The following is a 23,495-nucleotide window of genomic DNA, read 5'->3' on the forward strand; positions in this document are numbered from 1 at the left end:
TAAGATGTCAAAAAGGCCGGTTAATCCGGCCTTTTTTTATGCAGCGTCATCGCCTGAAATCCACCTTTTCACTCTCATCCAAATGGATAATGCTGGTGGCGGGAGCTGTCTCGGCGATCACTCGTCCATCACGGATCGAGTAGCGCACTGGAACCTGACGGCGCAAGGCATCAAAACCGCTCTCAGCAGGCAAGATCACCAGGTTAGCACTGTTACCGCATTGGATACCGTAATCCTTCAGTTGCAGCGTTCTGGCGCTGTAAGTGGTTATCAGGTTAATCCCAGCATCTAACTGTTCGTATCCCATCAACTGGCACACGTGCATCCCCATGTGCAAGACCTGCAACATGCTGGCAGTCCCCAGAGGATACCAGGGGTCGAAAACATCATCGTGACCAAAGCAGACATTAATGTCCGCCTCCAGCATCTCTTTCACCCGCGTAATGCCCCGGCGCTTCGGATAGGTATCGAAACGGCCCTGTAGGTGAATATTCACCAGCGGGTTAGCCACAAAATTAATTCCAGACAGCTTTAGCAGGCGGAACAGACGTGAGGTGTAAGCACCGTTATAGGAGTGCATTGCGGTGGTATGACTGGCCGTCACGCGGGCTCCCATCTGTTCACGGTGCGCCAGCGCCGCGACGGTTTCAACAAAACGCGACTGTTCATCATCGATCTCATCACAATGCACATCCACCATACGCTGATACTTTTGCGCCAGTGCGAAAGCACGGTGCAATGACTCAACGCCGTATTCTCGGGTGAACTCAAAATGCGGTATTGCCCCCACCACATCGGCCCCTAATTGCAATGCTTTCTCCAGCAGCGCTTCACCATCGGGGTAAGACAAAATGCCCTCCTGCGGGAAGGCCACCAGTTGAATATCCACCCATGGCACCATCTCCTGCTTCACTTCCAGCATCGCTTTCAGCGCGGTCAGCGTCGGGTCGGAGACATCAATATGGGTACGCACATGCTGAATACCGTTGGCGATTTGCCACTTCAGTGTCTGACGAGCCCGCTGCTTAACATCATCATGCGTCAGCGTGGCCTTACGCTCAGCCCAGCGCTCAATGCCCTCGAACAAGGTCCCAGACTGATTCCAGGCAGGCTCACCCGCTGTCTGCGTGGTGTCCAGATGAATATGCGGTTCAATAAACGGAGGGAAGGCCAACCCACCTTCGGCATCCAGTGCTTCACCGCTGGCACGCGTTGGTGGCTGTGGCATGATATGCACAATCTTGCCCTGTTGGATCTCAATCTGCCAAAGCCCTTCACGCTCCGGCAGGCGAACGTGATTAATCCACTGTAATTCTGGACGCATAAATCCCTCCGTCATCAATAAGACACGCTGTTAACCCTATCACGGATTAATACTGCTGCCGGAAATCTCTGAATGAACCGATGAAAATCAGCAGCCTGAATGCTAATTTCCCCTCTATACTCAGCATTCTGATTGACTGCGAGGAAAGGACCATGAAGCACCTGATCATCGCCTGCATGCTGGTAAGCCAGCCACTGATGGCGGCTGCACCTGACTATGCCACGCTGGAAGGTATCTGGCACGTTGATGCCGTACATGTGGATAGCACAGGCATCCAGGCTGTGGTGGAGAACGATCCGCAATATATGGGCGCAGTGGTGACGTTTTCGTCAAATAAGATTATGTGGAGTCAAGGCAGTGCGCAGCGGACGATCGATCCGGCAACGGATAACTGTCTGAAGAGACCGACGTTGACGTCTGCCGATGAGAACGATCCCGAAGACAGCTATCAGGTCGCGGGTGGGTACAATGTGATATGTGGCGATGAGCCGTGGGGGCCGGGGGCCGTCGTTACCGCACCGGTCAACGATACGCTAACACTCTACTGGTTTGACGGGGCAATTCTGGTATTGAAAAAAGAGCACCGCCAGTCATGATGCTCTTGCTTTCTTAACGGGTGGCAACCCTTAGCAGATTGCCACCGGTAACGATTTACGGCTGAGCAACGAAGCCGATGGCCTCATACACTTTTTTCAGGGTGCCCTGCGCCTGCGCACGCGCTTTTGCTGCACCATCACGCATCACCTGCTCAAGGAAGGCTTCATCATCGCGGTAACGATGATAACGCTCCTGCAGCTCACCCAGCATGGCTGATACCGCATCCGCAACCGCTCCTTTCAGGTGGCCATACATCTGGCCAGCAAACTCGGCTTCCAGCTCGGCCATCGTCTTACCGGTCACACCGGACAAAATATCCAGCAGATTCGATACACCAGGCTTCTCTTTCACATCATAACGCACCACCGGTGGTTCATCGCCGTCGGTCATCGCACGTTTAATTTTCTTCACTACCGACTTCGGATCTTCCAGCAGGCCGATAACGTTATTGCGGTTATCATCAGACTTGGACATTTTCTTGGTCGGCTCCAGCAGCGACATCACGCGCGCCCCGGATTTAGGAATAAACGGCTCTGGCACGGTAAAGATGTCGCCGTACAGTGCGTTAAAGCGCGAAGCCACATCACGGCTCAGCTCCAGATGCTGTTTCTGGTCTTCACCTACCGGCACCTGAGTGGTCTGATACAACAGGATATCTGCCGCCATCAGCACCGGGTAGTCAAACAGCCCCGCATTGATATTTTCTTCGTAACGGGCGGATTTGTCTTTAAACTGAGTCATACGGCTCAGTTCACCGAAATAGGTGTAACAGTTAAGGATCCAGCCAAGCTGCGTATGCTCAGGCACGTGCGACTGAACAAAAATGGTGCTTTTCTGTGGATCGATGCCGCAGGCAAGATAGAGTGCCAGCGTATCCAGCGTAGCCTTACGCAGTGCAACCGGGTCCTGACGAACCGTGATGGCGTGCAGGTCAACGATGCAGTAGATGCAGTGGTAATCATCCTGCATCTGTACCCACTGACGCAGCGCACCCATATAGTTACCGATGGTCAGTTCACCTGAAGGCTGTGCGCCGCTAAATACGATGGGTTTGCTCATGTTTCCGTCCTGAATAATTACAGCCCGAGTGCGGGCAACAAATCGTTAAAATGATCAAGCGTGACGTCGGGCTGACTGGTGGCAATAGGCTCACCGTAGTTATAGCCGTAAGTCAGGCCAATGCAGGGACATCCTGCCGCCTGCGCGGCTTGAATATCATTGCGTGAATCGCCAACAAATACCAACTCTCCCGGTAGCAGACCAAACTTTCCCAAAACCAGAAACAGCGGGGCCGGATGCGGTTTCTTTGCCACCACATCATCGCCACCAATAATCAGGGAAAAGTAGTCGGCAATACCGAGCGATTGCAGCAGTGGAGCAACAAACGGAGTGGGCTTATTGGTGACCAGCGCCATCGGCAGGTTATGTGCGGCCAGCGCGGCCAGCGTCTCTTTGACGCCAGGATACAGCAGGCTGCCACCATCTACGCTCTGTGCATAGTGTTTATCCAGCAGCACCCGCGCATCAGACAGCAGGGCGCTCTGTGGGGCATGGCCCAGCGCCCAGGTCAGAGCGCGCTCGATCAGAATATCCGCCCCGTTGCCAATCCAAGTTGATACCCGCTCAACACCCGCTATGGGTAGGTTCAGCTCATTGAGTGCGCTATCAACGGCACTCGTCAATCCTGGGGCGCTATCGGTCAGCGTGCCATCAAGATCAAACGCGAGGGCACGGACGTTAGTGAAATGACCCATGACGAGACTTCTCCAGTTCGGTGCGCATATCATCGATCACTTTTTTGTAATCGGGATGACCAAAAATGGCTGAACCGGCAACAAACATATCGGCACCCGCTGCGGCAATCTCACCAATGTTGTCCGCTTTAACGCCGCCATCCACTTCCAGGCGAATATCATAGCCGCTCTGATCGATTAGCTTACGTACCTGACGCAGTTTATTCAGGGTACCCGGAATAAATGACTGACCACCGAAGCCCGGGTTCACGGACATCAGAAGGATCACATCCAGCTTATCCATCACATAATCAAGCACGCTGAGAGGGGTTGCCGGGTTCAGCACCAGGCCCGCCTTGCAGCCCTGCTCTTTAATTAATTGCAGTGTGCGATCAACATGCTCGGAGGCTTCTGGATGGAAGGTGATATAGCTGGCACCGGCCTTGGCAAAATCAGGTATCAAACGATCAACCGGTTTGGCCATCAGATGGACATCGATCGGCGCAGTCACGCCATAATCGCGCAGGGCTTTTAACACCATCGGCCCCATCGTGAGATTGGGAACGTAATGGTTATCCATCACATCAAAGTGAACCACATCACCGCCAGCAGCCAGTGCTTTAGCAGTGTCTTCGCCCAGGCGGGCAAAATCTGCGGAAAGAATTGATGGGGCAATTAAAAACTGTTTCATCCGTTTCTCCCTGGTTGTGCCTGAGTTTCAGGCGTCATCACCGGCCAGTATACAACGCCAGTAATTCATTGACCTTACTTCGCGTGTTGCCACTGCGGCTGATCGAACGACGCACTTTGATTTCATGCAGGATAGCGCCCTCGTACCACTGACGTGTTAGCGGCGTATCGTGGTTCGAGATCAGCACGGTAATGCTATGCTCGTTGGCCAGCATCGTAGCCAGTTCGACCAGATGTTGTTGCTCACGCATGCTAAAGCTGTTGGTGTGGTACGCCGTAAAGTTAGCGGTCGTGGAGAGCGGTGCATAGGGTGGATCGCAATAGACCACTGCCCCCTTTTGCACTTTCCCCAGCGTAACATCGTAAGATTCACAGACAAAAGTCGCCTGCTGGGCCCGTTCGGCAAACCAGTAAATTTCATCTTGCGGAAAGTAGGGTCTGCGATAACGACCAAACGGCACGTTGAACTCACCGCTCAGGTTATAACGGCACAAGCCGTTGTAACAATGGCGGTTGAGGTATAAAAACAACACCGCTCGTCGGTAATCATCGCGGCACAGATTAAACTCTTTGCGATAGGCGTAGTACACCGCCGAATCATTCGTTTCAGGAACGAAGAGCATGCGCACATCTGCCACGAATTCATCCGTGCGTTCTTTAACGATGTTATAGAGGTTAATCAGATCGCTGTTAATGTCTGCGAGAATGTACTTTGAGTACTGGGTGTTAAGAAATACCGAGCCCGCCCCTACGAAGGGTTCGATCAAACAGTCCCCTTCAGGGAGATGGCGTCGGATATCATCGAGCAACGGGTACTTGCCACCTGCCCACTTCAAGAAAGCGCGATTTTTTTTCATGCTGTCGTTAATTACTTTTACTCATCAGGCTGTGGTTACACCGACAGCATATCTGCGCTTTGAATGCTCTGCGTGCCAGCGGCACGCACACACACTAAGGATACGCCGGGTTTCCCCGGCGGGGTGTTATTTACCCGCTTCTTTTTTTACCTGGCTCACCGGTTTTACCCAAGGGTTCTGAGCACGAACTTCCGCCGGTAGAGAGGCAACAGCGCGTTTAGCATCACCTGAAGTCGCATAAGAGCCACTCACCAGTACATACCAAGGCAGTCCGTTACGCGTGGTCTGATAGACATGATAGCCACTCAGATTTTGTTTTTTCGCCCAGGCATTCAACGTGTCTGAACGCGATGCACTGCTGAGTTGCAGCGTAAAGTTACCGCCGGGGGTGCTACCGCTACGCGCGGCTGGCGTACTCTGACTGGCTGTAGTCGCTGGTTTACTTTCTTTCGCCGCAGGCTTACTGGCAGCAGGCGTATGGGCCGCCGCCGGTTTATTCTGATGCGTTGCCGTCGGACGTGGAGCCGTAACAGGTTTGTTGCTTGCCTGGCGCGGAGTTTCTGCCCCTGGTGCTACTGTAGCAGCCGCCGTTGGCAATGAAGACTCTCCCTGACCTGCCTGTGCTGCAGCATCAACCTGCCCTTGCTGGTCATTCAAAGCTGTATTCAGATCGCCTGGCAGCTCAACACGCTGTTGATTCGGCGGTGTCTGCACTGGCTGTGCTTCTGTCGGCGTTGGGGAAATCGGTGGAACACCCACATTCTGTGACGAAGCCGACTGAGTATTATTCGGGGTTGTACCGGTTTCAGACGTAGCTGGCTGGCCTGACTGGCCGCTCATTGAAGAGGACCCGGAGAGATCGATATTCTTTTCACCACCGGCGTTACCCGCAGGCGTTGCAGGCTGTTTCGCACTGCTGTTATCAGGTGATTTCAATGCAGACCCAATACCTAACACAAGCAGCAGCAGAACCAGGATACCAATTCCCATCATCATATGCTGTCGGGATACAGGGATTTTTGGTGCAGACGACGTTTTGCGGGACCGCGTTGGTCGGCGGTCGCTGGTGTCAGGTTTTAACTCGTCTTCCGGTTTAAACTCGTCCATTTAACCTCCTCCCATAGAGCGGCAATGCCGTTCGAACCCTTGAACGGCGATACATCAGAATAGTAGCCAGGAGACCTGGTACAGATAATCGCTATGGCTTCAGACAATCCTGAATGGATGCAAGAACCATATCATGTGGTACTCCGCTGCGCACTTCGGCTTTGCCGATGGCCAGGGGAAGAATCAGACGCAGCTTGCCAGCCAGGACTTTTTTATCACGCATCATATGTGGCAGGTAGTCAGCCGCCGCCATACTTTCTGGCCCATGTACCGGTAACCCGGCACGCTGTAACAACGTGATAATACGGTCTGTATCTTGCGAACTGAACTGACCAAGACGTTCAGCGTTGCGTGCAGCCATTACCATCCCGGCTGCCACCGCTTCGCCGTGCAGCCAGTTGCCGTAACCCATATGGGCTTCAATGGCGTGACCATAGGTATGCCCAAGGTTCAGCAACGCACGCTGGCCGTGCTCATGTTCATCTGCTGCCACCACTTCCGCTTTCAACTCACAGCAGCGGCGAATACAGTACGCCAGCGCCGTGCCATCCAGCGCCAGCAAGGCATCCAGATTGTCTTCAAGCCAGGTGAAGAATTCACCGTCAAGGATGATGCCGTATTTGATCACTTCCGCCAGACCGGAAGAGAACTCACGCGCTGGTAGAGTATTCAGACAGTCAAGATCTACCACCACCGAGGCAGGTTGATAAAATGCCCCGATCATGTTTTTACCCAACGGATGATTGACGGCAGTTTTCCCCCCCACAGAGGAGTCAACCTGCGACAACAGCGTGGTTGGGACCTGGATAAAACGTACGCCACGCTGGTAGCTGGCGGCTGCAAATCCGGTTAGATCACCAATCACACCGCCACCCAGTGCCACCAAAGTGGTATCCCGGCCATGAGGCCTGGACAGTAATGCGGTAAATACCTGATCCATCACGGCCAGCGATTTAAACTGCTCACCGTCCGGCAGAATCACCTGATCGACCACCACGCCCGCGCCCTCAAGGCGTGAACGCAATGGTTCCAGATAGAGAGGAGCCAGCGTCTGGTTGGTTACCAGCATGACCTGATCGCCCGCTTTAAGCGGCCAAAAAGAAGCCGGATCTGCGAACAACCCGGCGGCGATGGTAATGGGGTAACTGCGATCCCCAAGAGTTACGGTAATCCTCTCCATGACGCTGTATCACCTTTTTTGCTGTGCCCACAAGTGGGCCGTCAGAGCCTGAATCAGCTCTTTTCCAACATATTGATAATTTGATTAGCCACCACTTTCGCACTTTGATCGTCAGTACGAATGGTTACGTCGGCAATCTCTTCATACATCGGATTGCGTTCATCGGCTAATGCTTCCAGCACTTCACGCGGTGGAGAATCCACCTGCAACAGCGGACGTTTTTTGTCGCGCTGAGTACGTGCCAGTTGCTTTTCGATAGTCGTTTCAAGATAAACCACTACGCCACGGGCGGAGAGACGATTGCGCGTTTCGCGCGACTTGACGGAACCGCCACCTGTCGCCAGCACAATGCCCTGCTTTTCAGTGAGTTCATTGATGATTTTTTCTTCGCGATCGCGGAAGCCTTCTTCGCCTTCGACGTCAAAAACCCAGCCCACATCCGCTCCGGTACGTCGCTCAATTTCTTGATCGGAATCGAAAAATTCCATATTGAGTTGTTGAGCTAACTGACGCCCAATAGTGCTTTTGCCGGCACCCATAGGCCCAACCAGAAAGATATTGCGTTTCTCTGCCATTTTTTCGGTATTACTAAGACAATTCGTTGATGATACCCCGCCTTAAACCAGGCAGGACATGAACTGAAACCTCATGAGCGATAGTGCGAGAGTCAGACGAAAATTATCTCAACACTGAAGGTGTTTTGGCAACCGATTAAATTTACCTTGCCCATTGCACGCAATATTTTGGCGCGTTTCAGTCCGCTTCATTTATCAGCCGGATGTGGTTGCATCGGCTACGCCGGTTGCGCACGATAAAAAACGGTTAAAAAGCATTCGCTGCTAAGGGCACCTGGCCCGTAATTCAAAATCGCTAAACCTTGTAAGCTAATTCCGTCCTTGCGTCAAACCCAACTGTCAGCAATTCCGGAAAAAACATGCAGGTGTTACAGTTTGCCTCAAAAATCGCATTAATCGCTACGAATCAGTCTCGGTGTGATGAAGATCACCAATTCACGCCTTTTTTGTTCACGTACATCGTGACGAAACAGGCCACCCAGTAGCGGAATATCGCCCAGAAAAGGCACCTTAGTGCGCCCTGTGGCGCTCTGTTGCTGAAAAATCCCTCCCAGCGCCAGCGTCTGCCCATCCTTCAACATCACCTGGGTATCAATCTCCTGTTTATCGATGGTCAGGACCTCGTTTTCACCGCTTCGCATATTTTTTCCGGGTACATTTTGAGAAATATGCAGTTTCAGTAAAATCCGACCGTTAGCCTGTACCTCTGGCGTGACTTCCATCGCCAGCATCGCCTCTTTGAACTCCATGGTGGTCGACCCCCTATTTCCACTGGCAACTTCGTAGGGAATTTCCGTACCTTGTTTGATACTGGCCGTCTGCTGATGCGATGTGAACAAGCGTGGGCTGGCAATAATCTCGGCCTGCTGCTCTCTTTCCAGCGCGCTCAGCTCAAGATCCAGCAACTGACCATCCAGTTTTGCCAGCGTCAAACCCACCATACCTGCCGGGCGACTGACGCCAAGATCCACTCTCAGCTGGCTGCTACGCAGCGCCTCTGCCACCTGTTCAGATCCACTTAGCCCCCAGTTAACCCCTAATTCACGCAGATTCTCTTCACTGATGGTGACGATATGTGCTGCCAGCTCAATCTGAGCCAACGGCACATCCAGCTGGCGCACCCAACGTTCTGCCTGATCGAGGGCACTTTCAGTATCACGTAATAACAAACTGTTAGTCCGGCTATCCAGCGTAATGCTGCCACGCGCGGTCATTAATCGGGCGCGCTCATTTTGCAGGCTGCCGTTGACCGCTGCGGCATCGGCATGCTGGAGAGTGAGCGTACGATTATGCAGGGGGAGCGTCTGTTCCTGAGCTTCACGGCGTGCGGCCGTTTTTCGCTCCTCCTCTTGCTGCCAGCTCTCCGGATAAATCAGCATCACGTTGCCCTGTTTTTCCATTGTCAGGCGCCCCATTTTTAACACCAACTGTAAAGCCTGCTGCCAGGGCACGTCTTTCAGCCGAAGAGAAAGCGTGCCTTCAACCCCCGGTGCTACCACCAGGTTGAGCTGCTGGTAATCGGCCAGCGCCTGCAATACCTGCCCGACGGGAGCGGCGTCAAAAGCGAGAGAGAGGGGAATCTGGCTGGCTGATAACGGGCTTATCAGCGCCAGCCAGAGGTAAATTATCCTGAGCATGATGTCCTCCTTTTAAACCCAGCCGCCGTGACGGCGGGCAGTCCTGTAAAGTCGTGATCGTGACAGTCTGAGCATCAATCTCCGCGATACGCCACTCCGTGCCGGGTAATGGGTCGCCAGTCTGCCGCCAGAGCAATTTATGTTGAGACGAGACCAGCCACGCGTCATAGCGGCCCTCTCGGCCAATCAGTCCCAGTAAACGCCAGGTGAGTTCCGTCTCTGCAACGGACGCGCAACGCTGGACGTTCAGAGGAAAAAAGGGATCGCGCGCCCACACGTTACACATCAACAACAGCAATCCCCAGGCCAGCTTAATTTTCATCCGTTAACTCCATGACCAGGCGCAATTGCTGTTCCTCACGTTGCAGTTTGAACTGGGAAAACAGTAACGTGGGCTGAAGCGCAGAAAGATAATCCAGCAGCGCAATAAATTGTGGCCAGTTCAGCATCAGAGACAGCTCACCGCCCTGCCCGGCAGGGTGCCAGTATTCCAGTACCGCACCGCTGGCTTTGAGCAGGTCAGGCAGTAAAAAAGGCCGGATGACGTCAGAGGTAAGCCGTACCTCGATCTGTTCTGTCTGCTGCTGCACGGTGGCAAGTGCGGGCATGGCGCGGAGTAATTGCAGCTGCTGACGATAACGGTGTGCCAGCTGCTGCCACTGCTGTTCGCCCTGCTGCTGCTTTTGTTTTATCGGATGCCACCAGGCGCCCCATAACAGCATCGCCAGCAACAGCGCAGCGCCACAAAAACTGCCCAAGCGTATCCATGCCGGCATTTGCAACCAACCGATCAGCCAGCGGTGCATCATTCGTCGGCACCAGGAGACAAAAACGGTAGTGCCTGCATATCAAACGTCATTTCGCCCGTGCGAACACGCTGGACTGCCCCCAAATTGACCTGTTTAAACAACGTGACCTCGCGTAATCTGTCACGCAACTGGTGCAGTTCCTGAATGCTGGCCGCCACCCCGCGTAACACCAGTTCCTTGCGGGTTTTATGCAACACGCTCAGCCAGGTATCCGGTGGAAAGTGCAGGCCAAGACCCCGCGCGAAATCACGCCACTGGGTCATCTGCTGTTGACGGTGCATGAGGTGATGCTGCTGACGTTGCAAGGCGCTGAGCTGCTGTCGTGCGGCCTGCGTGCGTGCACTCAGGGCCTGCACATCGTTTAGCGCGGCGCTCCACAGACCCTGCGTGCGACTCTGCTGGTGATTGAGACTGCGCTGCCAGTATCCCTCCAGCATCAGCATGGAAAACACCAGAACTAAAACGCCCCCTGCCAGACGCCAGACGCGCCAGCGCTTCTGCAATTTCACCTGCCGCCAGGGCAATAAGTTCACCCATACCATCAGCAATCCTCCGGGCGTAATGCCAGACCGGTTGCCAATGCAAAAGCACCGTCATACACGGGCAACGGCGGCTGATAACATTGCACTGCGGCCAGCGGCGACAAGGCGAAGGTGCCTTCCGGCCGCTCTTCTGCCAGCACAGAGCTGTACCAGACTGAGTGGCTGCCTTGTAAATATCGCTGCTGTAGTGCGCTAAAATCGGCTGCATCTTCCAGTGAACACCAGCCCCAGGCATGAACACCCGACTGCGTGGCATACCACAGCCAGTGATCGTTCAGGCGGTGCACCAGTGCGGCGGACGCCTCCAGTGACAGTCCACGAGCCAGCGCATACAGTGCCGCCGGAGTCAGTTCCAGAACATCGGGAGCCAGCGAGGCCTGTTGCAGGCAGTCTACCCAATTTTGTAGTGCATCCTGGCGTGCCGCCGTCAGATACATCGCCCCGTCAACGTCATCACTACCACGGTAATCCAGCGCCAGCGCTTCGGGTGCGATAGGGAAAAATCGTCTCGCCGCCGCCATGATGTAACTGTTACGATCGGGTTCACGTAATCGTAAGGCAGGCTTCGCCAGTTGGCGCTGCATGACGAGCTGCGGGGGGAAGCCGACCCGCAGTGAAATGCGAGCAGGAAGGTGTTTACGCCAGCGTTGCAGTAATGCCACAACATCGTCCGGGCGTTGCACCAGGCCATTTCTTAACGTATCTTGCGGCAACGTATGCTGCCACCAATGACGTAGCTGCCAGCCGTTTCGACGGCGCTGGATGCCCAGGGCGCAGAGCTGCCCGTTTTGAATATCCAGCCCGACTTGCCATGTCTTAAAAGCCATTGCGCGATCTCCTTATCGTCTGTTGAAAAGGACGTATCCAAGGTACAGGCTTGCCTTTATACTACCGCGCGATTGTTTATAAACTGCCCAACCGACTTTAAGTGGGAAATATCAGGTGAAGTTCGTAAAGTATTTATTGATCCTTGCAGTGTGTTGCATCTTGCTGGGAGCTGGCTCGATCTATGGTTTGTACAAATACATAGAGCCACAGCTCCCGGATGTCGCCACGCTGAAAGATGTGCGTCTGCAGACGCCAATGCAGGTCTACAGTGCCGATAACGAGCTTATCGCACAGTACGGCGAGAAACGCCGTATTCCACTGACGCTGCAACAAATCCCACCGCAAATGGTGAAGGCCTTTATCGCGACGGAAGACAGCCGCTTCTATGAACATCATGGCGTCGACCCGATTGGTATTTTCCGTGCAGCCAGCATTGCGCTGGTTTCCGGTCATGCGTCGCAGGGGGCCAGTACCATTACCCAGCAGCTGGCACGTAACTTCTTCCTCAGCCCGGAACGTACACTGATACGTAAGGTCAAGGAGGTGTTCCTCGCCATTCGCATTGAACAGATGATGAGCAAGGACGAGATCCTTGAGCTGTATCTGAACAAGATTTACCTCGGCTACCGCGCCTATGGTGTTGGCGCTGCGGCACAGGTCTATTTTGGTAAAAGCGTTGATCAGCTGTCACTGAGTGAGATCGCCATGATCGCCGGCCTGCCAAAAGCACCGTCGACATTTAACCCACTCTATTCTCATGATCGTGCCGTGCAGCGTCGCAATACCGTTCTGGCACGTATGCTTGACCAGCACTACATCACGCAGATGCAGTATAACGAAGCGCGCAGCACACCACTGGTGGCGAACTATCATGTGCCGGAAATTGCTTTCTCAGCGCCGTATCTGACTGAGATGGTGCGTCAGGAGATGATCAAGCGCTTCGGTGAGAACGCCTACAACGACGGTTATAAGGTCTATACCACCGTCACCCGTAAGCTCCAGTTGGCGGCACAGACATCGGTTCAGGACAACGTTATTGCCTATGATATGCGTCATGGTTATCGCGGTCCGGCCAGTGTGCTGTGGAAAGTGGGTGAGCAGGCATGGGGCCACAGCGAAATCATGAAAACGCTGAAGTCTTTACCGGTGTACGGTCCGCTGTTCCCGGCAGTGGTTACCACCAGTAATAGCGAGGAAGCCACGGCCATTATGCGTGATGGCAGCAGCGTTGCGCTAAACCTCGCCAGTGTTCGCTGGGCCCGCCCGTTCAAGTCAGACACCTTACAAGGTGCCACACCGCGTTCGGTGAGCCAGGTATTGCAGCCTGGTCAGCAGATTTGGGTACGCAAAGTGGATAACGACTGGCAACTGGGCCAGGTGCCGGATGTGAACTCCTCACTGGTATCGCTCGACCCACACGATGGTGCCGTGCGCGCACTTGTGGGCGGTTTTGACTTCAATCTGAGCAAGTTTAACCGTGCAACCCAGGCGTTACGCCAGGTCGGTTCGAATATCAAACCGTTCCTGTATACCGCAGCAATGGACCGTGGTTTGACGCTGGCATCTATTCTTAACGACGTGCCGATTTCTCGTTGGGATGCAGGTGCCGGTGCTGACTGGCGTCCGAAAAACTCACCCAATACCTACGCGGGTCCCATTCGTCTGCGCCAGGGGTTGGGTGAGTCGAAGAACGTTGTGATGGTGCGCGCCATGCGCGCCATGGGCGTCGACTATGCGGCCGAATATTTGCAGCGTTTTGGTTTCCCGGCACAGAACATCGTCCATACGGAATCACTGGCGCTGGGATCGGCCTCCTTCACCCCATTGCAGATGGTACGTGGCTACTCTGTGATGGCGAACGGCGGCTTCCTGGTTGACCCGTACTTCATCACGCGCATCGATGATGAGCAAGGCAACCACGTCTTCGAAGCGAAACCGAAAGTCGCCTGTGCAGAGTGCAATCTGCCGGTGATCTATGGCAACACTCAGAAGGCCGTCGCACTGAGTGAAGACAGCGTAGAAAACGTGGCGGTATCGTCGGAAGGTAACAATGTTGCCGTACCACAACCGCAGTTGGAGCAGGTTCCACAGCAGGGTCAGCAGGATGGCCAGCAGCAATATGCGCCACACGTGATCAACACCCCGCTGTCATTCCTGATTAAAAGTGCGCTGAATTCGAATGTGTTTGGTGAGCCAGGCTGGATGGGCACTGGCTGGCGGGCTGGCCGCGACCTTAAACGTAACGATATCGGTGGCAAAACCGGTACCACTAACAGCTCAAAAGATGCCTGGTTCTCCGGCTACGGGCCGGGGGTTGTCACCTCGGTGTGGATCGGTTTTGACGATCACCGCCGTGACCTCGGACGCACCACGGCTTCCGGGGCGATTAAAGATCAGATATCAGGCTACGAAGGCGGTGCCAAGAGCGCACAGCCAGCATGGGATGACTATATGAAATCCGCGCTGGATGGTGTGCCGTTACAACCATTGACGCCGCCAGAAGGCGTAGTGACGGTCAATATCGACCGCAGCACCGGCAAACTGGCGAACGGTGGCGGCAATAGCCGCGCGGAATACTTCATCAACGGCACCCAGCCGACTGAATATTCCGTACATGACGTCGGAACCACACTGATGGACAACGGCGAAAGCCACGAGTTGTTCTGATACAAAAATGCCGGGCAATTGCCCGGCATTTTTTATTTCAGGTCAGTCAACCACACTCACCCGTTACGATGGCTCACATCAGTAACTCAGCCGGCCTTGCTTCACCAGCCATTCACGGACCAGAAACAGCGCACTGACGTTACGCGATTCGCGAAAATCAGGTTCATCCAGGAGCGCCAGCAAATTATTTAGCGGCCAGCGCAGTTGCGGTAATGGCTCAGGTTCATCCCCTTCCAGTTGCTCAGGATAAAGTCCCTCTGCCACCACAATGTTCATCTGACTGGAAAAATAGGACGGCGCCATCGTCAGTTTTCCCAGTGTCTCCAACTGATGAGCGCCAAACCCGGCCTCTTCTTTTAGTTCACGATTGGCGGCTTCAAACGGCGTTTCGCCAGCATCAATCAATCCCTTCGGGAACCCCAGCTCATAGCTTTCCAGCCCGACAGCATATTCCTGAATCAGAATCAGATGATCGTCGACAATCGGTACGATCATAACCGCTTCACGGCCAGAGGAACGCATACGTTCGTACACACGGCGCGCACCGTTGCTGAACTCCAGATCAACGGCTTCTACCGTGAACAACCTGGAGCGCGCAACAGCTTCAACTTTGTGGATAGTAGGTTTTTGTAATTGTCTGGTCATCATGGCCCCAGCGAAAAGCCGAATAAGGTTAACGTCATGCCCGGTGCAAACACGGGTGTGCTATTGTCCATTGTGCGGCAGGTGCCGCAGGAATCCAATCATCGCATGAATCATTTTACTTTTTTATAACAAATCCTTGTTAATATGAGGAAAATCTTTTAAAGAATGTCAATTGAACGACTAAAAAATAGGATTATGCCGATATCTGTTATGGCAAATGCCTGGTAACATCACCCCCGGCCATGCTATACAATTATTCTAATTTTATGATTTTTAGCGCTATTTTTAATCACACAGTGAATTGCCTATTCTGTCTTCACTCGCCATTTTTGGCTGGTATTGACCCACCATCTTATGCGAGAGAAATGACAGGAGCATCGTGGCAGGAATGAGGGGAGCATGAGCACAATAGTCATCATATTGGCTGTAATGCTGGCCTGCTCGGTGACGGCAGGTTGTTTTTTTTGGTACGCTATGCGGCATCGCCCGCCGTTGGCGAAACCACTGCCATTCATTAGTCCCCCTTATCGCAAACTGAGCGACGAAGAACGCACAGCGGTAGAACGCTACGTCTCCATGCTGGCTAATAATCGGCATGATACCCAGCCAACCGGTGCCAGCAGCTCACCCGAACAACTGGTTCTGACATCTCAAAGCAACAATGTTTATCCCGTCACTCGCTCCATCACCCGCTACGGACTCTCCACCGACGACCAAAATAAATGGCGCTACTACCTGGATGCGGTTGAAGTGCATCTGCCCCCATTGTGGGAGCAGTACATTGCGGAAGAGAACTACGTTGAGCTCATTAAAACGCAAACGATCCCGCTGGTCATTTCACTCAATGGGCACTCACTGACTCAATATCGTTGGGAATCGCCTGCACTGGTGCCGATGGTACGCGCGACCGGGCAAAATGCCTCTATCCGCAAAGAAGAGGGCGAGAACGTTGAGCTTCTCAGCGTTCGCAAGGAGAGTCTGGAAGAGTATGCATTGAGCAAACCGGATGGCACCCGGGAAGCCCTGCTTATCAGCACGGGATTACTGCTGTTTTTCATCAGCCTCGTGGGGCCGGTTGTTCTGATGCCCTGGCTGATATTGGCGGGTATCTGCATGATTTTATTCAGCATCTGGATGCTGTACCGCCGCCCCACAGAGAAAGACCTGCGTGACATCCACTGCCTGCGCGGCGCACCGAAACGCTGGGGCTTATTTGGCGAATCCAACCAGGGTCAGGTCAGTAACATCTCGTTGGGTATTATCGATTTGATCTATCCGCCACACTGGCAAAGCTACGTAGCCCAGGACCTGGGTCAAACTACCGACGTTGATATCTATCTTAACCGCCAGGTCGTTCGCCAGGGACGTTTCCTCTCCCTGCAGGATGAGGTGCGTAATTTCCCAATCCAACGCTGGCGTAAAAATGTTGTGCTGGCTGCGGGTGCGTTGTTGGTGCTGGTACTGCTGATTTCCTGGATCCCCCTGAGCATGCCACTGAAGTTGAGCCTGGCATGGATTAAAGGCACGGAAAGTCTGCAGGTCACGCAGGTGAGTGACTTAGAAAACGTTGCCCTGCATGTGGGCGACAGCCTGAAAGTCAAAGGCACGGGGATGTGTTCGATTCCAACCACCTATCAGGGCAACCGCAGCTATGACTTTATGCCGTTCGACTGCTCTGCGGTATACTGGAACAACGCTGAACCCCTGCCCCTGCCGCAGTCCGATATTATCGATAAAGCCACCGCACTGCTGGATACCACCCGGATGCAGCTTCATCCGCAGACCAGCACCGATCCAAAACTCAATCCGCAGCTGGCCACCGCCATTCAGAAGTCAGGCATGATCCTGCTGGACGATTTCTCGGATATCGTGCAAAAAACGCAGGATTTGTGCAGCCAGGAACAGGACTGTGTGCGTCTGAAAAATGCGCTGGTCAACCTCGGCAATGCCAAAGACTGGCAAACGCTGGTGCACCGTGCCAATTCCGGTGCACTCAACGGCATGAACGTGTTACTTCGCCCGGTGAGTGCCGAAGCGCTCGAAAATCTGGTCAATACCGCAACCTCCTCTTTCTTCTATCGTGAAACACGCCGTGCCGCAGACGCACTGAACAGCCCTCCTCCGGGTGGTTTTCTGATCCTCAGTGACGAAGGTCGCCAGTTGGTGAATCAGCCCTCCCCGGCAGCATCACTGTTTGATTACAACGCCCCCGACCAGTGGCCAGAACTGCAACGTCTGGCAGGTATGCTGCTGCACACGCCGTTTAACGCTAACGGGATCATTACCAGCATCACCACCGATGCCAACGGCACACGCCACATCGCACTGCACAGCGAGCCGGACACCATCACATTATGGCACTACCTCGGCAGCAGCCTGTTGTTGCTGTTGCTCTCTCTGATCCTGGTCATTAACACGCTACTGGCACTGCGTCGCATTCACCGTAATCGTCTTCGGATGATGGAAATTCACCAGTATTACGACAAATGCCTCAACCATTCGCTCAACGATATACAGACCGTGCGGCCGATGTTCTGAGCCCATCGCATCTGTGCTATTTTTAATAGCTAATGCCCTCCATACCCAAAATAATCCTGGACGCCCCCACCCGTTAACTTGAAAGATGACGGGGGACACCCTATATAGGGGTATTCCCAAAAGGAGCAGCGATGAAAGAGAAACCCTCTGACGGGGTCCGGCTCGATAAATGGCTTTGGGCCGCACGGTTTTATAAAACCCGGGCAGACGCACGCGAAATGATCGAAGGCGGCAAAGTCCATTACAACGGTCAACGCAGCAAACCCAGTAAACTGGTGGAAGTGGCTGCCGAGCTGACGCTGCGCCAGGGTAACGATCAGCGCACCGTGGTGATTGAAGCGATCACTGACAAACGTGGCCCGGCGACTGTTGCGCAACAATTGTACCGCGAAACGGTAGAGAGTATTGAGAAGCGGGAAAAAGTGGCGCTGGCGCGTAAAATGAATGCCCTCACTATGCCGCACCCTGACCGGCGCCCTGATAAAAAGGAACGTCGTGACCTGATGAAATTTAAACATTCTGGCGACGAATAACGCCACACTCGAGAGAAACACTATGTCCCAGCAAGACCAAATGCACCGTTACCTGTTCGAAAACCATGCTGTGCGCGGCGAATTGGTTACCGTATCCCAGACATGGCAGGAAATCATTGAGGGTCATGACTACCCTCAGCCAGTGCAACAGGTCCTTGGCGAACTGCTGGTGGCCACCAGCCTGCTGACAGCTACCCTGAAATTTGACGGTGACATCACGGTGCAGTTACAGGGTGATGGCCCGCTTAATATGGCCGTAATCAACGGTAACAATCTTCAGGAAATGCGCGGTGTTGCACGTATGCAGGGTGAGATTGCCGATGGGAGCAGCCTAAAAGAGATGGTCGGCAATGGCTATCTGGTGATCACCATTTCTCCGAAAGAAGGTGAGCGCTACCAGGGCGTAGTCGGGCTGGAAGGTGACACCCTTGCCGCCTGCCTGGAAGATTACTTTATGCGTTCAGAGCAGCTCCCTACTCGTCTGTTTATCCGCACCGGCGAAACAGAATCGCAGGTGGGTGCAGCCGGTATTCTGTTGCAGGTTCTGCCGGCTCAGGATGCCAGCCTGGATGAGTTCAACCATCTGGCGACGTTGACAGAAACGATCAAAACAGAAGAGCTGCTGGGCCTGCCAGCAAATGACGTGCTGTGGCGTCTCTATCATCAGGAAGAAGTCACCCTGTTTGAACCCCAGAACGTGAGCTTCAAGTGCACCTGTTCACGCGAACGTTGCGGCGATGTGCTGCGAACACTGCCGGATGAAGAAGTGGACCAGATCCTGCAGGAAGATGGCAACATTGATATGCACTGTGACTACTGCGGTAATCACTACGTCTATGATGCGGTCGATATTGCCGCGATCCGTAATGATTCTGCGACAGGTGACCAACAGGTTCACTAATCGCCAGGGGCCGGATATTACCCGGCCTTTTTCTTTTCAACGATGCCCCGTTTTTACCCCGCCTGTCTTTATTTTCTATCGAAAAACAATACGATACTCCCGTCACAAAAAATCGCATTTTCCCGCTAAAAATTCTTCATAACCTGGTATTTATCACTACAAAAAGACACCGACTTAGCACTATTGATGCAACAAATGCGATTCTTTTCATTGAACCCGGCGTGGCTTCTCATTTTCCTTCTTTGCCGCTTTCGCTGTTTTCTGGCGGGTGTAAACTGCGCGCGATCGTGGCATCACCCGGCACTGATGCAGAAGCCGGAGGTTGCTCGCGGTAATAAAGTTGAAATACCCCTACAATTTGACGCAGTACAAAAAACCGACAAAGGAGCAGTAACATGCACACTAACGACCTGACCTTGCAGGACCTCGTCGCTTATGGCATCACTGATACGGTGAAGGTGATTCATAATCCTGATTATGACACCCTGTTTAAGGAAGAAACCCTACCCACATTAAACGGTTTTGAGCGCGGTATCGTCACGCAGTCTGGCGCTGTCGCCGTTGATACCGGCATTTTTACCGGACGCTCTCCGAAAGACAAATATCTGGTACGTGACGAAACCACCCGCGACACGCTGTGGTGGAGTGACAATGGGAAAGGTAAAAACGATAACCACCCCCTCTCGCAGGAGACCTGGCAGTCGCTGAAAAACCTTGTCACAAAGCAGCTCTCCGGCAAACGCCTGTTTGTTATCGATGCCTGGTGCGGCGCTAACCCGGACTCACGCCTCTGCGTACGCTTTATCACGGAAGTCGCCTGGCAGGCGCACTTCGTGAAGAACATGTTTATCCGCCCGGATAAAGCAGCTCTGGCGAATTTCATACCCGACTTCGTGGTGATGAACGGCGCCAAGTGCACCAACCCGGACTGGCAGGCACAGGGGCTGAATTCCGAGAACTTTGTCGCCTTTAACCTGACGGAAAACATGCAGCTTATCGGGGGAACCTGGTACGGCGGCGAGATGAAGAAAGGGCTGTTCACTATGATGAACTACCTGCTGCCGCTAAAAGGGATTGCGTCGATGCACTGCTCGGCCAACGTCGGTGAAAAAGGGGATGTTGCCATTTTCTTCGGCCTCTCAGGCACGGGCAAAACCACACTGTCTACCGATCCAAAGCGCAAGCTGATTGGCGATGATGAACATGGCTGGGATGATGACGGCGTGTTTAACTTTGAAGGGGGCTGTTACGCTAAAACTATCAAACTGTCAGAAAAAGCAGAACCGGAGATCTACCATGCGATCCGCCCGGATGCCCTGCTGGAGAACGTTGTCGTTCGCAGCGATGGTTCGGTGGATTATGACGACAGCAGCAAGACCGAGAACACCCGCGTCTCCTACCCGATTGATCATATCGACAATATCGTTAAACCGGTGTCGAAAGCCGGCCACGCGAAGAAAGTGATTTTCCTGACCGCTGACGCTTTCGGTGTGCTGCCCCCCGTATCACGCCTGACCGCCGAGCAGACCCAGTACCATTTCCTTTCCGGTTTTACCGCCAAACTGGCCGGTACTGAGCGTGGAGTCACCGAACCTACTCCCACCTTCTCAGCCTGCTTTGGTGCCGCGTTCCTGACCCTGCACCCCACACAGTACGCAGAGGTTTTGGTGAAACGGATGAAGGACGCAGGCGCAGAAGCCTGGCTGGTGAATACCGGCTGGAACGGCAGTGGGAAACGTATTTCGCTCGCCGATACACGGGCGATTATCAACGCTATCCTCAGTGGCGACATCGCCCATGCAGAAACCACCACGTTGCCTGTTTTCAACCTGGAGATACCGCTGACCCTGCAAGGCGTAGACAGCAAACTGCTCGACCCGCGTCAAACCTGGGCGAGTGAAGCCGAATGGGAAACAAAGGCTCGGGATTTGGCGCAGAGGTTTATCAACAACTTCGATAAGTTCACCGACACTAAAGCGGGTGAAGCACTGGTGAAAGCCGGGCCGAAACTGTAAGCCAGTCAGTGGAATCGGGTGAGGCATGCCTCACCCCTACGACATCATGCCGCACCCTTGCCTGTCACTGGGTAGGCCCTGGCGGAAGGCTGGCAGGTGGCAATGGCAGCCAGGCACGAATGCGTAAGCCCCCTTTTTCACTCTTACCAATCTCCAGCGCCCCCTGGTGAGCATCAATAATACGCTGCACAATCGCCAGTCCCAGGCCCGTTCCGCTGGTACTGCGTGCGCTGTCACCACGCACAAACGGCTGAAGCAGGTGCTTAAGCTGGTCGGGTTCAATACCGGGACCATCATCGTCTACCTGGAACCAGGCTCGATGCAGCTCACGCCCGGAACTGACCTTAATCCAGCCATTACCATAGCGGGCAGCATTGACGACCATGTTGGCAATCGCACGCTTAATCGCAAGGGGATTGATATCCAGCATCAGCTCAGCGGACATCACGGCATTCTCAATTTCACGCTCGTAACCGCTTTCTGCCGCCACCACTTCTCCCAGCACACTGTTGAGGTCCGCGCGTTCAAACTGCATCTCCTGCCCGGTACGCAGGTAATCAATAAACTGTTCGATAATCGCATTACATTCTTCGATATCTTTATTGATCGACTCAGCCAGATAGCCATCCTGCTCTGACATCATTTCCGTTGCCAGACGAATACGCGTCAATGGCGTTCTCAGGTCATGACTCACCCCGGCCATCAGCAGGGTTCGGTCATCGGCTAACTGCTTCACGCCAGATGCCATCTGATTAAATGCCCGCGTCACGGAACGGACCTCAGAGGCACCATACTCGCGCAGTGGCGGGGGGATAATGCCTTTACCCACCTGTAACGCCGCGTGCTCCAGCTCCACCAGCGGGCGGTTCTGGATACGTATAAACAGCCAGGCTCCACCGATCGCCAGCAACATAATCGCCAGCGTGTAGCGGAACAATGGAGAGAAATCGCCCTGATGGATCTCGGTCAGGGGGACGCGCACCCAGATATCCGGCGACAACCAGGTTTTCAGCCACACCACCGGGGAGTTCTTATTGACCTCCACACGGACATCGGTCGGGCCACCCAACTGCTGCGCCATCTGTTGGCTGAGAAACTGATAGTGCTGCGCCCAGCGTAATCCGCTCTCTTCCGCCGCTGCATTGGTATACAGCGAGATGCCGAGTTCACGGTAGATTTCACGGCGAAATGCCGGAGGCACTTCCAGCTGCGTGCCATCTTCCAACTGCAAACGGTCGGTCATCAACATACGAACTTCATAGGCCAGCACTTTGTTGAACTGTTGCAGACTGGGCAAAATTGCAAAGTTCAGCACCACCAGATAAGTCGTTACCAGGCTGACGAACAGCAGGGTAACGATCAATAACAGTGTGCGGGCAAATGAACTACGGGGAGAGAAGCGGAATCGCCTCATGCTTTACTGCCGTCCGGCACGAAGACATAGCCCAGGCCCCAAACGGTCTGGATGTAGCGTGGATGAGCCGGATCTTCTTCCACCATACGGCGCAAACGGGAGATCTGTACGTCGATAGAACGCTCCATCGCACTGTACTCACGACCACGGGCCAGGTTCATCAGTTTATCGCGCGACAGCGGCTCACGCGGGTGGCTCACCAGCGCTTTCAGCACGGCGAACTCGCCGCTGGTCAGTGGCATCGGCTCATCTTCACGGAACATCTCGCGGGTACCGAGGTTCAGCTTGAATTTACCGAAAGCAATCACCGCTTCTTCCTGAGAAGGCGCACCCGGTAGTTCATTCGCCTGACGACGCAGCACCGCACGGATACGGGCCAGCAGTTCACGTGGGTTGAACGGTTTTGGAATATAGTCATCCGCACCGATTTCGAGGCCCACGATACGATCCACTTCCTCGCCTTTGGCGGTGACCATAATAATCGGCATGGGGTTGCTCTGGCTGCGCAGACGGCGGCAAATCGACAAGCCATCTTCGCCAGGTAACATCAGGTCCAGCACCATCAGGTGGAATGATTCACGCGTCAGCAGGCGATCCATCTGCTCAGCATTGGCCACACTACGCACCTGGAAGCCCTGCTCGGTCAGATAACGCTCCAGCAGTGCACGCAAACGCATGTCATCATCTACCACCAGGATTTTGTAATTTTCTTGCATTTCGTTACTCCCAAAGGCGCTATTGCCTGAGCCTGTATTTTTAAAAAAGATGCCTGAATGTAACAGTCAATAATGGTTTATATTGTAGCCGAAATTGTTACAAAGCATATTAAACAGCAGCTTATCTGTAATCTGGGTCAAAAAAACCAGGGGATGAACGGTTTTTTCCAGCGTATTTATCATGACA

The 23,495-nt window shown here is 53.8% G+C and carries 22 protein-coding genes; 6 read left to right on the top strand and 16 right to left on the bottom strand.

Features of this window, described 5'->3' with window-relative positions; genetic code table 11:
• Positions 1 to 46: 46 nt before the first annotated feature.
• A complete protein-coding gene (locus FY046_RS14670; RefSeq protein ID WP_212813630.1) occupies positions 47 to 1,324 on the bottom strand; it encodes a cytosine deaminase in 1,278 nt (425 codons plus the stop codon).
• A gap of 152 nt (positions 1,325 to 1,476) precedes the next feature.
• Here FY046_RS14670 and FY046_RS14675 point away from each other — a divergent pair, with 152 nt between their 5' ends.
• Complete coding sequence (locus tag FY046_RS14675) at positions 1,477 to 1,920, top strand: hypothetical protein (protein WP_133846672.1); 444 nt, start codon at positions 1,477 to 1,479, stop codon at positions 1,918 to 1,920.
• 55 nt (positions 1,921 to 1,975) lie between these two features.
• On the opposite strand, the gene trpS is transcribed toward FY046_RS14675, so the two are convergent.
• From trpS to pilM, 12 genes are all read right to left on the bottom strand, one after another.
• Positions 1,976 to 2,980 carry a tryptophan--tRNA ligase gene (gene trpS, locus FY046_RS14680; RefSeq protein WP_133846671.1) on the bottom strand — a complete coding sequence of 335 codons (1,005 nt, stop codon included), beginning with the start codon at positions 2,978 to 2,980 and terminating at the stop codon, positions 1,976 to 1,978.
• A gap of 17 nt (positions 2,981 to 2,997) precedes the next feature.
• Entirely contained in the window at positions 2,998 to 3,675 is a 678-nt protein-coding gene (locus FY046_RS14685; protein WP_133846670.1) for a phosphoglycolate phosphatase, read from the bottom strand.
• Entirely contained in the window at positions 3,659 to 4,345 is a 687-nt protein-coding gene (gene rpe, locus FY046_RS14690; protein ID WP_133846669.1) for a ribulose-phosphate 3-epimerase, read from the bottom strand. Before rpe ends, FY046_RS14685 begins: the two co-directional genes overlap by 17 nt.
• 37 nt (positions 4,346 to 4,382) lie before the next feature.
• The gene (gene dam, locus FY046_RS14695) at positions 4,383 to 5,201 is read right to left on the bottom strand and encodes an adenine-specific DNA-methyltransferase (RefSeq protein ID WP_446186212.1); all 819 of its coding nucleotides are present in this window, start codon (positions 5,199 to 5,201) and stop codon (positions 4,383 to 4,385) included.
• A 126-nt stretch (positions 5,202 to 5,327) separates the two neighbouring features.
• Positions 5,328 to 6,308, bottom strand: a complete 981-nt coding sequence (locus FY046_RS14700) for an SPOR domain-containing protein (RefSeq protein ID WP_446186213.1) — start codon at positions 6,306 to 6,308, stop codon at positions 5,328 to 5,330.
• 91 nt (positions 6,309 to 6,399) lie between these two features.
• Complete coding sequence (aroB, locus tag FY046_RS14705) at positions 6,400 to 7,488, bottom strand: 3-dehydroquinate synthase (protein WP_133846666.1); 1,089 nt, start codon at positions 7,486 to 7,488, stop codon at positions 6,400 to 6,402.
• A 53-nt stretch (positions 7,489 to 7,541) separates the two neighbouring features.
• Positions 7,542 to 8,063, bottom strand: a complete 522-nt coding sequence (gene aroK / locus FY046_RS14710; protein ID WP_048917675.1) for a shikimate kinase AroK — start codon at positions 8,061 to 8,063, stop codon at positions 7,542 to 7,544.
• Between the two features lie 392 nt (positions 8,064 to 8,455).
• A complete protein-coding gene (gene hofQ / locus FY046_RS14715; protein ID WP_133846665.1) occupies positions 8,456 to 9,700 on the bottom strand; it encodes a DNA uptake porin HofQ in 1,245 nt (414 codons plus the stop codon).
• Complete coding sequence (locus FY046_RS14720) at positions 9,621 to 10,022, bottom strand: HofP DNA utilization family protein (protein WP_159337853.1); 402 nt, start codon at positions 10,020 to 10,022, stop codon at positions 9,621 to 9,623. The genes hofQ and FY046_RS14720 overlap by 80 nt, the downstream gene beginning before the upstream one ends.
• Entirely contained in the window at positions 10,012 to 10,509 is a 498-nt protein-coding gene (locus FY046_RS14725) for a HofO family protein (protein ID WP_446186214.1), read from the bottom strand. Before FY046_RS14725 ends, FY046_RS14720 begins: the two co-directional genes overlap by 11 nt.
• Positions 10,506 to 11,051: a PilN domain-containing protein gene (locus FY046_RS14730; protein ID WP_212813620.1), complete on the bottom strand. Its 546-nt coding sequence runs from the start codon at positions 11,049 to 11,051 to the stop codon at positions 10,506 to 10,508. Before FY046_RS14730 ends, FY046_RS14725 begins: the two co-directional genes overlap by 4 nt.
• Positions 11,051 to 11,878, bottom strand: a complete 828-nt coding sequence (gene pilM / locus FY046_RS14735) for a pilus assembly protein PilM (protein ID WP_446186215.1) — start codon at positions 11,876 to 11,878, stop codon at positions 11,051 to 11,053. The genes FY046_RS14730 and pilM overlap by 1 nt, the downstream gene beginning before the upstream one ends.
• A 115-nt stretch (positions 11,879 to 11,993) precedes the next feature.
• Here pilM and mrcA point away from each other — a divergent pair, with 115 nt between their 5' ends.
• Positions 11,994 to 14,546, top strand: coding sequence for a peptidoglycan glycosyltransferase/peptidoglycan DD-transpeptidase MrcA (gene mrcA / locus FY046_RS14740; RefSeq protein ID WP_133846660.1), 2,553 nt, complete (start codon positions 11,994 to 11,996; stop codon positions 14,544 to 14,546).
• Between the two features lie 78 nt (positions 14,547 to 14,624).
• On the opposite strand, the gene nudE is transcribed toward mrcA, so the two are convergent.
• Positions 14,625 to 15,191: an ADP compounds hydrolase NudE gene (gene nudE / locus FY046_RS14745; RefSeq protein WP_133846704.1), complete on the bottom strand. Its 567-nt coding sequence runs from the start codon at positions 15,189 to 15,191 to the stop codon at positions 14,625 to 14,627.
• Positions 15,192 to 15,590: 399 nt separating this feature from the next.
• On the opposite strand from nudE, the gene FY046_RS14750 reads away from it, so the two are divergent.
• The 4 genes from FY046_RS14750 (at position 15,591) to pckA (ending at position 21,178) form a co-directional block, all read left to right on the top strand.
• Positions 15,591 to 17,729, top strand: coding sequence for an intracellular growth attenuator family protein (locus FY046_RS14750; protein ID WP_159337847.1), 2,139 nt, complete (start codon positions 15,591 to 15,593; stop codon positions 17,727 to 17,729).
• Positions 17,730 to 17,860: 131 nt separating this feature from the next.
• Positions 17,861 to 18,262, top strand: coding sequence for a ribosome-associated heat shock protein Hsp15 (gene hslR, locus FY046_RS14755; RefSeq protein ID WP_133846658.1), 402 nt, complete (start codon positions 17,861 to 17,863; stop codon positions 18,260 to 18,262).
• A gap of 22 nt (positions 18,263 to 18,284) precedes the next feature.
• On the top strand, positions 18,285 to 19,163 hold the full coding sequence (gene hslO, locus FY046_RS14760; protein WP_133846657.1) for an Hsp33 family molecular chaperone HslO: 879 nt from the start codon (positions 18,285 to 18,287) through the stop codon (positions 19,161 to 19,163).
• Between the two features lie 395 nt (positions 19,164 to 19,558).
• Positions 19,559 to 21,178 carry a phosphoenolpyruvate carboxykinase (ATP) gene (gene pckA / locus FY046_RS14765; RefSeq protein ID WP_133846656.1) on the top strand — a complete coding sequence of 540 codons (1,620 nt, stop codon included), beginning with the start codon at positions 19,559 to 19,561 and terminating at the stop codon, positions 21,176 to 21,178.
• A gap of 64 nt (positions 21,179 to 21,242) precedes the next feature.
• On the opposite strand, the gene envZ is transcribed toward pckA, so the two are convergent.
• A complete protein-coding gene (envZ, locus tag FY046_RS14770; protein ID WP_133846655.1) occupies positions 21,243 to 22,592 on the bottom strand; it encodes a two-component system sensor histidine kinase EnvZ in 1,350 nt (449 codons plus the stop codon).
• A complete protein-coding gene (ompR, locus tag FY046_RS14775; protein ID WP_001157751.1) occupies positions 22,589 to 23,308 on the bottom strand; it encodes an osmolarity response regulator transcription factor OmpR in 720 nt (239 codons plus the stop codon). Before ompR ends, envZ begins: the two co-directional genes overlap by 4 nt.
• Positions 23,309 to 23,495: the final 187 nt, after the last annotated feature.

The sequence above is a fragment of the Erwinia sp. 1181_3 genome (assembly GCF_052824965.1).